This window comes from Neobacillus sp. PS2-9, from assembly GCF_030915525.1.
Taxonomy (GTDB): domain Bacteria; phylum Bacillota; class Bacilli; order Bacillales; family Cytobacillaceae; genus Neobacillus.
The window spans coordinates 2205001-2217229 of the sequence record NZ_CP133269.1 but is presented as its reverse complement, the minus strand read 5'-3'; the positions used below and the strand labels follow the sequence as shown (position 1 = coordinate 2217229).

Below are 12229 nucleotides of genomic sequence, written 5' to 3'. Positions count from 1 at the left end.
GACAAAAAACGAACTCGTCGCTCGACAAGTTCATCTTCCTCAAATCTATAATGGTAGGTCAATCGGGGCAGATTCTAATACCAAAATTCCTAACACACATTCATGATAGCGCTTATAGAAAATCCACCAAACGTTTGCTTGGTGGATTTGTTTTATGCATGTTTTTTAAAATTGTTCAAACCCGCCATTATCGTACCTTCTAAATTTAGCCCTATGACAGGCATCACAGGTTGGAAACGAATGGTCCCAAGGGAGTTTTTTACCGCAATTTTTACATTTCTTAACAAACTTTTTTATATCTGTTTTTAACCGATCCTGGACTCGATCACTCACTTCTTCTCGGAGTCGCTCCCAATAGATGGCTTCCGTTCTTTCATCCAAACGATATAAAAATAAGAGATGAAGTCCAATGGCTTTGTAGCTTAATTCCAGTTCTTCTAGACTTCGCTCCTTTACAATGGGTTCAGAGAGTTCTCTTCCTTGAATGATGCTGTACATTGTTTCCTCCCATTGTCTTGTTAATGCTGACTCATTTTTGGAAAAAGGAAGATGTAAAAATCCATATAAGTCCATTAAGGAGAGCCTTGCTTCAATTTCTGTTCCTGCAATCAATTGGTATAGCGTCTTTTCTTCTGAAAGTGAAGCTTTTTTTGTACCTTTCGGACTTTCAAATTTTCCCCATAATTCAAAAAATGTTCCGAGGTCATGATAATAGCGCTGAAAGCGTTCGAAAACTGAATTAGTAGGGGCAATCGCAAACGTATGGACAGGTTCATCCTCTTGTAAAAGCAAATTTCTCATTTTTTTAATATCGGCTGTAAATGCCACTTTTCCAACATCATAGATTCCTTTACGACCTGCACGTCCAGCAATTTGTTTTACTTCTTGAGAAGTAAGCAGTCGCCTTCTTGTTCCGTCAAACTTTTCATTTTCTAAAAAGACAATCCGGCGTATCGGGAGATTTAAACCCATACCAATCGCGTCTGTCGCCACAATGACTTTCGTCCTGCCTTTATTAAACTGTTCAATTTGTTTTTTCCGGGTTTCAGGAGGCATGCTTCCGTAAATCATACTGACCGAGTGACCATCATTTTGCAATCTTGAGGCTGTTTCTAGGACACGTCTTCTTGAAAAACAAATAAGGGCGTCGCCTTTTTTCACATGTTTAATATGAAATTCTTTCTTCTCCACTTCTAACGGTGTATCACGGGAATACTCATTAATTTCAATATTCGAATCACCTAATAACTGGAGAATCATGAATTTAGAATTTCTGCTTCCTATAATATGGACTTCCTGTGCATTTGCTTTCGTGATGGCTTTATACCATGAAAAGCCACGGTCCTTATCTGTAATCATTTGCGCTTCATCAATAACTACTACTTCATAAAACTCCTTTTCATGAAACATTTCTACCGTACATGAAGTATGGCTAGCATTTGGAATGATTTTCTCTTCTTCTCCTGTTTTTAAGGAACAGGGTGTCCCTTCTATATTTAACTTATCATATACCTCTAAAGCTAATAACCGTAGTGGTGCTAAATATAATCCACTGTCTGCCTCTTTCATTTTTTCTAATGCATGATGGGTTTTTCCTGTATTAGTCTCACCAATGTGAAGGACATACCGGATTTTTCTCTTTAGTGAAGGATCATATTCAGTACCAAATATATCCTTCATCATCCGCTCTTCTGCTTCCTTTTTCCTTTCTACCTCTTCCTGCTCTTCTCGCTTCTTTTTTTCCCTTTCCTTCAAATCTTTTTCAAAAACTTCCTTGTGTACCGCAAGGTCAAAAGGAAGTTCAGTTAGTTTGACTAAGTCTGAAAGATATTCTTCTTGAATGTCTTCGATAAAATAGCCCTCAACTTCATAAAGAAGCTGTGCAATACTGCCTTTAACGAACGATGCAGAAAGTGGTTCATGAAAAATATCAAAAAAATTCGCTTTTAAATCAGGTGGAAGCTGTTTTAACACTTCTTGTGGTATAAGCTCTGACACATAATCAGAAATTAAACTTTCATACACAAAGAAGTAGGTTTGGTATTCGTAGAAACTTCGTCCCAAATGAAGGGTTTTATGAATATCACCTGTCAGTTCTTCAAAGAAAGTGGCAACAGTAGTATATGTAGCTGGATTAAACGGACCTTCATTAACCAATTTTTCCTCGAGTGCAAATGTATCAACCGATTGAAACTTCGTATTATTTTCGAGATCCGCCCTTAATTGGGTAGCAACGAAGAATCGAACATGTAAGTAAAATAATTCGTAATTGTTCTCAATAATGTTGCTGGCTTCCTCTTCTATATCCATTCGTATTACTTGTTTCTGCTCATCAAGCTGTTTCTGCACTTGTTGCTTTATATAGTTTTCCTTTGCATTATGATATCGTTTTTCCCACACCTCTTCTTGCCCAGCAAATGTTTTGTTAACCCAGTTAAGTGCATCAAAGGGCTGATAGGTTCTCATTTCATCCCTAAATAACTTATTTAAGAACTTCCTGTCAATCCCTTGGACCTCATAACCTTTTTCGCTTAAATAACTCTTTTTTTCATTTTTCGGTACATCATTTGTTGATTTATTTAACCATACATTGACCCAAATTTGTTCTATATAGTGGCTGCGATCAGCTAAATATTCTTCAAAGGTTGGCAATGATTCCTCCCCTTCTAAATAACGATCCATATCTTCTTGAATCTTCATTTTTGTATGTTCAATTGCTTGAGGGTAAATGGTAAGTAATTTACTCAATACGACCCCTCCTATATATATTTTGAATTTCCTTTTTACTTAAAGTTATGTATAATGTGAGTATAGATAATCATATAGTAAAAAAGACCGAGAGTCCTGAGACACGCTCGGTCATGCAATAGTTGATTCCCGTACAGGGGATCGGCATAAAGGGCATAATCCACCACTTCTGCTTGCCGGCTCAAGGGTGGGTTATTTTTTTTTGTGGAAAGACAGAACAGTGACAATGAGACTAGCAAACGATATAGCTAACGTCAATGCTTGAAAAACTGTCAAAAAGCATCACCCCCTTTCGATAGGAGAGTGTGCCGTCCACCCTTGAGAAAACTATACTATTGCATTTTCAATTATATCATTAAACAATTTACCGAACAAGCGTTCTTTAAATATTATGTAAATCACAGTACTTTTCGACTAGATCCTCTATTTGGTCTAGTTCTGGAAACTTTCCCGAAAACTTAAATTGGATTTCTTCAATAAAATCCTCTCGTTTATAGACATGTATGGCCCCATTCTGTTGAATCACACTGTATTCTGGTACAAACCGAAACCCATTCCGCTCTATAGCCCCCATATTCTAACCCCTTTGATAGTATTTTTTATATTATTTGCAAAAATAGACTAATCATGATTACATTTTCAAAAATAAGAGGATGCTGCTTAAGGCACACATCCTCTCTTCATATTATGCTGTTGTAAATACTTCTTCTTTATTTAACTCATGACGAATGGTTGCCTGTGCCGCTGCTAGTCTGGCTAATGGTACACGGTATGGAGAACAGCTCACATAATCTAAACCTGTTCGGTAGCAGAAATCAATCGAGCTCTTTTCGCCTCCATGTTCGCCGCAAATTCCTGTTTTTAATGAAGGTTTTGTTGAACGACCTAGCTTCACTCCCATTTCAACTAGCTTACCTACTCCATCTTGGTCAAGAACAGCGAAAGGATTTTCTGGTAGGACTTTATTTTCGATATAGGCCTGAAGGAATTTTCCTTCCGCATCATCTCTGCTATAGCCGAAGGTTGTTTGTGTTAAGTCGTTTGTACCAAACGAGAAGAAATCAGCTTCCTCTGCTATTTGGTCTGCAGTTAATGCTGCACGTGGAATCTCAATCATTGTTCCGATGGTATATTCGAAATTCTTCCCTGTCTCTTCTTGGATACGTAATGCTGCTTCTACCACAAGCTTACGCATTTGTTTTAGCTCATTCACATGACCGACTAAAGGAATCATGATCTCTGGCTCAACTACCATTCCCTTTTCTGCAAGTGCTGCTGCTGCGTAGAAAATAGCTTTTGCCTGCATTTCGTAAATTTCTGGATAGATCATTCCAAGACGGCAGCCACGGTGACCAAGCATTGGGTTAAATTCATCTAACTGACGAATTTTTTTAAGTAATTTTTCTTTTTGCTTTAATTCCACAGATTGAGGGTCAGTCAGTTGAAGCTTAGTCACTTCTACTAACAGTTCCTCTTTATCTGGTAAAAATTCATGAAGCGGCGGGTCAAGTAAACGAATAGTCACAGGGAACCCTTGCATTGCTTCAAAAATCCCTTCAAAATCACTTTGCTGCATTGGTAGCAGCTGGTTCAAGGCTTCCATTCTCTCCCCATAATTATCAGCAAGAATCATTTTTTGTACTATCGGAATACGTTTTAAATCCATAAACATATGTTCCGTGCGGCATAAGCCAATTCCGCCTGCCCCAAATTCAAATGCTTTCTTCGCATCTTCAGGGTTATCAGCATTTGCTCGGACACCAATTTTCCGCTCTTGGTCGGCCCATGCAAGTAATAGCTGGAACTCATCTGAAAGTTCAGGATCAATCATTGGAATTTCACCAAGCATAATTTCACCAGTCGAACCATCAATGGTAATAATATCTCCATAATTAACGAGGGTACTACCAATTGTGAACTGTTTCGCCTTTAAATCAATCTTTAAGGCTTCACATCCACAAATGCAGGCTTTCCCCATCCCTCGTGCTACAACAGCAGCGTGGCTAGTCATTCCACCCCGGCTTGTTAATATTGCTTGGGAGGCCACAATACCATGGATATCATCAGGTGTAGTTTCTGGACGTACCAGAATCACCTTCTTGCCATCATTTCCTAATTGTTCTGCTTCATCCGCATCAAAGACTACTTGACCTGTTGCAGCACCAGGTGAAGCTGGGAGACCTTTTGCCAAAATTTGTTTCTCAAACGCATCATCAATACGCCGGTGGAGCAATTGGTTTAATTGATCAGGATCGACACGTAAAAGAGCTGTCTTTTTGTTGATGATTCCTTCTTCTACCATTTCAACGGCAATGCGAATCGCAGCTTGTGCCGTACGCTTCCCATTACGTGTTTGCAAGATGAACAGCTTACCGCGTTCCACGGTGAATTCAATATCCTGCATTTCTTGATAGTGTTGTTCCAACCGTTTGCACGTTTCAGCAAATTGTTTATATACACCTGGCATTTCATCCTCTAATGTAGCGATTGCCTGAGGTGTACGGATTCCGGCAACCACATCTTCGCCTTGAGCATTGATTAAGTACTCGCCGTAGAGAAGATGTTCCCCAGTAGATGGATTTCTTGTAAACGCCACACCTGTTCCAGAATCGTTCCCCATATTTCCGAACACCATGCTTTGAATATTAACAGCAGTTCCTAAATGATCCGGTATTTTATTTAAACGGCGATAAACAATTGCACGTTGATTATTCCAAGAATTAAAGACGGCATTAATTGCAAGAAACAATTGTTCTTTGGGTTCCTGTGGGAAGTCTTTTCTTGTATGCTTTTTAACAATTCCTTTATACCCCTTGATTACCTCTTGCCAGTCTTCTGCAGTTAACTCTGGATCAGTGGAGTATCCCTTTTGCTCACGTGTTTCTTCTAATAATTGTTCAAAGTAATAGGTATCAATCTCAAGGACTACGTTACTGAACATTTGGATGAATCTTCTGTATGAATCATAGGCAAAACGAGGATTATTCGTCAACTTCGCCATACCAACAACCGTTTCATCATTCATTCCTAAGTTTAAAATGGTATCCATCATACCTGGCATGGAAAAAACGGAACCTGAACGTACTGAAACAAGGAGAGGGTTTTCAGGGTCGCCTAATTTTTTACCCATTTTCTCTTCTAAGCGGACAAGTGCTTCTAGCGTTTGTTTTTCTACAATTGTAGGAATGGTTTTACTAGCTTCATAGTATGCATTGCAAGCCTGTGTCGTAATGGTAAAACCGTATGGAACAGGTAATCCAATTCTAGTCATTTCAGCTAGATTGGCTCCCTTGCCTCCTAGCAATTCTTTCATATTGCCATTTCCTTCATGAAATAAATAAACGAATTTGTCCATTATTAAAAGCTCCTCTCTTTTTTTAACACTTCTAATATTAAGCCTGCCGTTTCTTCCACAGCCTTATTAGATACATCAATAACGGGACAGCCTACACGTTTCATAATTTTTTCAGCATGGTCGAGTTCCTCTAATATTCTCTCAAAGCTTGCGTAATTTGCTTGTGAAGCTAACCCTAAAGCCTTCAGACGTTCTGTCCGAATTTCGTTTAATTTATTTGGTGAAATGATTAATCCAATACAATTTTTTCTAGGGATTTGAAATAATTCATCTGGTGGCTGCACTTCCGGGACTAATGGAACATTGGCCACTTTAAAGCGCTGATGTGCTAGGTACATAGATAATGGTGTTTTTGATGTTCGAGATACACCGACTAAAACAATATCAGCCTTTGTAATTCCTCTTGGGTCACGCCCATCGTCATATTTCACAGCGAACTCAATAGCTTCAATTTTTCGGAAATATTCTTCATCCAGCTTTCTCATCAAACCTGGTTGATGATGCGGTTGCTTATTAAATCTAGTTACGAACGCATTCATTAATGGACCAAGCAAATCTACTGCTAATATACCCTCTTCTAAGGCTCTGCTATCTAAATATAGTTTTAAAGTAGGAACAACAATCGTATATGCAATGATGGAGTTGCCTCTTTTCGCTAGTAAAAGGACATCTTCAATATCTTCAAAGTCCTCTACATATGAACTTCTGCGAATGTCCACATGACCTCCATTAAATTGTGTTGCGACTGCTTTTACTACAAACTCAGCTGTTTCCCCCACTGAGTCAGAAACTACATAAACCACTTCTTTCTGTACCAAAATAACAGCCACTCCTCTTAGTCTGTTTTTTCTTCCATAATTTCTAGATATGCCCTTGTAATCGTGGTTTTTGTGATTCTTCCCACAAGCAAATATGTATTTTTCAGTTGGTCTTCTACCTTCACTACTGGTAGAGAATCAATGTGATTGTGAATCATTTTTTTGGCGGCTTCTAACAGTGTTTCCTCTGGTTCGATGGTGATGATATTAGGCATTCTAGTCATAATGACACTTACTGGTAAGTCATTTAGATTCTTATTGCCAAGTGAAGCTCTTAATAAATCTTTCCTTGATATCACTCCCGCTAGAAGCCCTTCAGAATCAACTGCATAAAGTGTACCTACATCTTCTAAAAACAACTGAACAATAGCATCGTAAACGGAGGTTGATTTTTCGACTACAATTGGATGCGCCTTATAATCATTTACTTTTTGGTGAATAAACTTTTTTGCCTGCTGTTTTACTTCAAAATTGTCATTAAAGTAATACCCCACTCGCGGTCTGGCATCCAAGTTTCCTGACATTGTTAAGATGGCAAGATCTGGTCTTAAAGCTGCCCGTGTTAACGAAAGCTTTTCTGCAATTTCTTTTCCTGTAATTGGTCCATTTTGTTTCACAATCTGTAGGATTTCATCCTGTCGTTTAGTTAGTTTAATCATTACCACCCCCTTATTCATAATAAATATGTTATATTCGTTAGCTTAATTATAAATGTGCTATACTTATTTGTATATAGTATATTACATTTGTGTAAAATACGAAACAATTACTTTCACTTTTTTTTGACAAAAATAAAAACCCGCTACTGTAGCAGGTCTTAGTTTACGTTTGACAATTAGGACAGTAAAATGTCTTTCTAGAAGAAACCATTTCATTTATGATAATGGCCCCGCAACGATTGCAGTTTTTGCCTTCCCTGTCATAAACTTGACATCTACCATTTATTCCCCCCGTTAAGGTATCGCCCTTAAATAAAGGATTTTCCATATAACCACCGTACTTTATTCCGTCATGAAGGACTGCCTTCATTGAATGATATAGCATGTTCCTTTTTGATTCCTCAATTTGATCAATGTCTTTCATAGGCAAAATTCCAGCATGGAAACAAATTTCTGCTGAATAGCAATTACCGATCCCAGCAATAAACTCTTGATCAAGTAAAGTGGTCTTTAATCGTCCATGCTTATGACGAATCATTTCTAGAAAATGATTTAAAGTGAAATCATTAGTCAATGGTTCAGGTCCTAAATCGGTGAGTTTCTCCTCCGCTTCTTGATGACTATATAGGTGAAGATATCCCAGTCGAAGACCGATAAAGTAAAGATGATTTTCTCCAAAAGAGATTTGGACTTGGATGGTTCGTTTTGGTTTTTCCGACTCAAGTCCGTAGAACATCCATCCCCCTAACATTAAATGCAACAGCATCACATGACCATTTTGGAGATGGAAAAGTAGGTGCTTTCCTCTCCTTTGAACATTAGTTACTTTTTGATGAAGAACTGTTCTTTTAAAAAGCTCTGGATTAAGGTTAACGGATTTTTCTCTATTAATTTGAATATCTGAAATTACTTGACCAACTATTTTTTGATTTAAAAGGATCTTATACGTTTCCATCTCTGGAAGCTCTGGCATCGAACTACCCCTTCCATCTATGTGTCTGCATGCAAAATAGGTTTCCCAAAATAGTTAAATAAAATGAAACAATTTAGTCATTGTGGATAGAACTGCACCTTCATCTGAAAAAGAATTAAGTGAGTATCATTTTTTAGGAACATTCGTTTCTCTTAATAAAAGAAAAAGACCTTCAACTAATAAGTTGAAAGTCTTCTAAAATAAAGGCTGTGTTAAATTTGACTGTTGATTTCCGCTCCAGGCGCGAGCGGTACGTGGGCGTTTCGGCGAGCTTCCTCGGTGAAAAGCTTATGTGGGGTCTCCCCTGATCCGTACTCCCACAGGAGTCTTCGTGCCTTCCGCTCCAATCAAAAGGGTAAACAAATCAACAATATTCTTTAACACAGCCTATTGAAAAAAGTAGAAGTGGAGCCCGTCTACATCGACGTTATCGGACTTTTTTTTAAAAAAGTAGAAGTAGAACCTGTCTCCATCGAAGAAATCGGATTTTTTATTGAAAGAAACAGGGTAAACAAATCAACAATACTCTTTAACACAGCCAAAATAAAAAAATTCCAAAGTACAAACTTGGAATTTACATAAGTAATATTGACAGGGGTAGTAGGAATTGAACCCACACCAAAGGTTTTGGAGACCTTCGTTCTACCTTTAAACTATACCCCTAAAATGGTGGAGGGGGACGGATTCGAACCGCCGAACCCGGAGGGAGCGGATTTACAGTCCGCCGCGTTTAGCCACTTCGCTACCCCTCCACATATTAATATTAGAAAAAATGGCGGAGGAAGAGGGATTCGAACCCCCGCGCGGTTTAACCCGCCTGTCGGTTTTCAAGACCGATCCCTTCAGCCAAACTTGGGTATTCCTCCATTTTTATAAAAAAAATTATATAAGTATTTTAATAGCGGCGGAGGGGATCGAACCCCCGACCTTACGGGTATGAACCGTACGCTCTAGCCAGCTGAGCTACACCGCCAAATCAGTTATATAATTAAAGTGGAGCCTAGCGGGATCGAACCGCTGACCTCCTGCGTGCAAAGCAGGCGCTCTCCCAGCTGAGCTAAGGCCCCAAAATATGAATGGTCGGGAAGACAGGATTCGAACCTGCGACCCCTTGGTCCCAAACCAAGTGCTCTACCAAGCTGAGCTACTTCCCGTAAAAATAAGTGGTGCCGAGGACCGGAATCGAACCGGTACGGTAGTCACCTACCGCAGGATTTTAAGTCCTGTGCGTCTGCCAGTTCCGCCACCCCGGCACTTATGGAGCGGAAGACGGGATTCGAACCCGCGACCCCCACCTTGGCAAGGTGGTGTTCTACCACTGAACTACTTCCGCATATAAAAATGAAATGGTGCGGGTGAAGGGAGTCGAACCCCCACGCCTTGCGGCGCCAGATCCTAAGTCTGGTGCGTCTGCCAATTCCGCCACACCCGCATTTGTAAAATCAAAAAAGGATGGTGCCGGCGAGAGGACTTGAACCCCCAACCTACTGATTACAAGTCAGTTGCTCTACCAATTGAGCTACCCCGGCATAGGTATAAAATAAATATTAGATTGTTCACGCTGTCTTTATAATCGTCATCCTGACCTCAGAAAGCTTATGCAAGTTGCAGCTCGGTCAGTATGCTGAAGTTAATTCAGGAAGCTTATTCGATCGTGCTCTACCAATTGAGCTACCCCGGCATAGGTTTAGAATGATTATTAGATTGTTCACGCTTTCTTACTCTAGCATTAGAATTACATCGGCGTAAATATTAAAAATATATATGGTGGAGGATGACGGGATCGAACCGCCGACCCTCTGCTTGTAAGGCAGATGCTCTCCCAGCTGAGCTAATCCTCCATAAATATATAGCCTGGCAACGTCCTACTCTCACAGGGACTTTCGTCCCAACTACCATCGGCGCTGAGAAGCTTAACTTCCGTGTTCGGTATGGGAACGGGTGTGACCTTCTCGCCATAGTTACCAGACTATTTTGTTAGAGAGATCGTTCTCTCAAAACTAGATAATGCAGAAGAAGTGTTTGTAAAAAACGAGTTCGCTTTAAAAATTGGTTAAGTCCTCGAACGATTAGTATCAGTCAGCTCCACATGTTACCACGCTTCCACCTCTGACCTATCAACCTGATCATCTTTCAGGGTTCTTACTAGCTTGACGCTATGGGAAATCTCATCTTGAGGGGGGCTTCATGCTTAGATGCTTTCAGCACTTATCCCGTCCGCACATAGCTACCCAGCGATGCCTTTGGCAAGACAACTGGTACACCAGCGGTGCGTCCATCCCGGTCCTCTCGTACTAAGGACAGCTCCTCTCAAATTTCCTGCGCCCACGACGGATAGGGACCGAACTGTCTCACGACGTTCTGAACCCAGCTCGCGTACCGCTTTAATGGGCGAACAGCCCAACCCTTGGGACCGACTACAGCCCCAGGATGCGATGAGCCGACATCGAGGTGCCAAACCTCCCCGTCGATGTGGACTCTTGGGGGAGATAAGCCTGTTATCCCCGGGGTAGCTTTTATCCGTTGAGCGATGGCCCTTCCATGCGGAACCACCGGATCACTAAGCCCGACTTTCGTCCCTGCTCGACTTGTAGGTCTCGCAGTCAAGCTCCCTTGTGCCTTTACACTCTACGAATGATTTCCAACCATTCTGAGGGAACCTTTGGGCGCCTCCGTTACTCTTTAGGAGGCGACCGCCCCAGTCAAACTGCCCACCTGACACTGTCTCCCACCCCGATAAGGGGTGCGGGTTAGAATTTCAATACAGCCAGGGTAGTATCCCACCGACGCCTCCACCGAAGCTAGCGCTCCGGCTTCTCAGGCTCCTACCTATCCTGTACAAGCTGTACCAAAATTCAATATCAGGCTACAGTAAAGCTCCACGGGGTCTTTCCGTCCTGTCGCGGGTAACCTGCATCTTCACAGGTACTATAATTTCACCGAGTCTCTCGTTGAGACAGTGCCCAGATCGTTACGCCTTTCGTGCGGGTCGGAACTTACCCGACAAGGAATTTCGCTACCTTAGGACCGTTATAGTTACGGCCGCCGTTTACTGGGGCTTCGATTCAGAGCTTCGCTTTTAAGGCTAACCCCTCCTCTTAACCTTCCAGCACCGGGCAGGCGTCAGCCCCTATACTTCGCCTTGCGGCTTCGCAGAGACCTGTGTTTTTGCTAAACAGTCGCCTGGGCCTATTCACTGCGGCTCTTCGAGGCTATTCACCTCAAAAAGCACCCCTTCTCCCGAAGTTACGGGGTCATTTTGCCGAGTTCCTTAACGAGAGTTCTCTCGCTCACCTTAGGATTCTCTCCTCGCCTACCTGTGTCGGTTTGCGGTACGGGCACCTTTTATCTCGCTAGAGGCTTTTCTTGGCAGTGTGGAATCAGGAACTTCGGTACTAAATTTCCCTCGCTATCACAGCTCAGCCTTTACGGAAAGCGGATTTTCCTACTTTCCAGCCTAACTGCTTAGACGCGCATATCCAACAGCGCGCTTACCCTATCCTCCTGCGTCCCCCATCACTCAAACGATAAAGAGGTGGTACAGGAATATCAACCTGTTGTCCATCGCCTACGCCTTTCGGCCTCGGCTTAGGTCCCGACTAACCCTGAGCGGACGAGCCTTCCTCAGGAAACCTTAGGCATACGGTGGATGAGATTCTCACTCATCTTTCGCTAC

General features: G+C 41.4%; 7 protein-coding genes, 11 tRNA genes and 2 rRNA genes (1 of these 20 cut by a window edge). All 20 read right to left on the bottom strand.

Annotation, left to right across the window (positions count from 1 at the left end; translation table 11 throughout):
• Positions 1–165: 165 nt before the first annotated feature.
• Complete coding sequence (locus RCG25_RS11160; RefSeq protein WP_308083725.1) at positions 166–2748, bottom strand: DEAD/DEAH box helicase; 2583 nt, start codon at positions 2746–2748, stop codon at positions 166–168.
• A 192-nt stretch (positions 2749–2940) separates the two neighbouring features.
• Positions 2941–3024, bottom strand: coding sequence for a putative holin-like toxin (locus RCG25_RS26080; RefSeq protein WP_374121074.1), 84 nt, complete (start codon positions 3022–3024; stop codon positions 2941–2943).
• Positions 3025–3130: 106 nt separating this feature from the next.
• The gene (locus RCG25_RS11155) at positions 3131–3322 is read right to left on the bottom strand and encodes a YbxH family protein (protein WP_308083724.1); all 192 of its coding nucleotides are present in this window, start codon (positions 3320–3322) and stop codon (positions 3131–3133) included.
• Positions 3323–3433: 111 nt separating this feature from the next.
• Positions 3434–6103: a pyruvate, phosphate dikinase gene (gene ppdK, locus RCG25_RS11150; protein WP_308083723.1), complete on the bottom strand. Its 2670-nt coding sequence runs from the start codon at positions 6101–6103 to the stop codon at positions 3434–3436.
• Positions 6104–6105: 2 nt separating this feature from the next.
• Positions 6106–6921: a pyruvate, water dikinase regulatory protein gene (locus RCG25_RS11145; RefSeq protein WP_308083722.1), complete on the bottom strand. Its 816-nt coding sequence runs from the start codon at positions 6919–6921 to the stop codon at positions 6106–6108.
• 17 nt (positions 6922–6938) lie between these two features.
• Positions 6939–7580, bottom strand: coding sequence for a transcriptional regulator CcpN (locus tag RCG25_RS11140; RefSeq protein WP_308083721.1), 642 nt, complete (start codon positions 7578–7580; stop codon positions 6939–6941).
• Between the two features lie 163 nt (positions 7581–7743).
• Positions 7744–8553: a DNA-formamidopyrimidine glycosylase gene (gene mutM / locus RCG25_RS11135; protein ID WP_308083720.1), complete on the bottom strand. Its 810-nt coding sequence runs from the start codon at positions 8551–8553 to the stop codon at positions 7744–7746.
• 592 nt (positions 8554–9145) lie between these two features.
• Positions 9146–9216, bottom strand: a tRNA-Trp gene (locus RCG25_RS11130).
• A gap of 4 nt (positions 9217–9220) precedes the next feature.
• A tRNA-Tyr gene (locus RCG25_RS11125) sits at positions 9221–9305 on the bottom strand.
• Between the two features lie 21 nt (positions 9306–9326).
• Positions 9327–9419, bottom strand: a tRNA-Ser gene (locus RCG25_RS11120).
• Between the two features lie 33 nt (positions 9420–9452).
• A tRNA-Met gene (locus RCG25_RS11115) sits at positions 9453–9526 on the bottom strand.
• 21 nt (positions 9527–9547) lie between these two features.
• Positions 9548–9620: transfer RNA gene (locus RCG25_RS11110), tRNA-Ala, on the bottom strand.
• Positions 9621–9630: 10 nt separating this feature from the next.
• Positions 9631–9707 (bottom strand) — tRNA-Pro (locus tag RCG25_RS11105).
• 10 nt (positions 9708–9717) lie between these two features.
• Positions 9718–9806: transfer RNA gene (locus RCG25_RS11100), tRNA-Leu, on the bottom strand.
• 5 nt (positions 9807–9811) lie between these two features.
• A tRNA-Gly gene (locus RCG25_RS11095) sits at positions 9812–9886 on the bottom strand.
• 14 nt (positions 9887–9900) lie between these two features.
• Positions 9901–9985: transfer RNA gene (locus tag RCG25_RS11090), tRNA-Leu, on the bottom strand.
• A 21-nt stretch (positions 9986–10006) separates the two neighbouring features.
• Positions 10007–10082 (bottom strand) — tRNA-Thr (locus tag RCG25_RS11085).
• A gap of 236 nt (positions 10083–10318) precedes the next feature.
• A tRNA-Val gene (locus tag RCG25_RS11080) sits at positions 10319–10394 on the bottom strand.
• Between the two features lie 11 nt (positions 10395–10405).
• Positions 10406–10522 (bottom strand): 5S ribosomal RNA (rrf, locus tag RCG25_RS11075).
• Positions 10523–10602: 80 nt separating this feature from the next.
• A 23S ribosomal RNA gene (locus RCG25_RS11070) occupies positions 10603–12229 on the bottom strand (it continues 1308 nt past the right edge of the window).

Coding starts and splice junctions, on each gene's coding strand:
- RCG25_RS11155 (WP_308083724.1), bottom strand. CDS start 3,322: ATGGGGGCTATAGAGCGGAATGGGTTTCGGTTTGTACCAGAATACAGT.
- RCG25_RS11140 (WP_308083721.1), bottom strand. CDS start 7,580: ATGATTAAACTAACTAAACGACAGGATGAAATCCTACAGATTGTGAAA.
- ppdK (WP_308083723.1), bottom strand. CDS start 6,103: ATGGACAAATTCGTTTATTTATTTCATGAAGGAAATGGCAATATGAAA.
- mutM (WP_308083720.1), bottom strand. CDS start 8,553: ATGCCAGAGCTTCCAGAGATGGAAACGTATAAGATCCTTTTAAATCAA.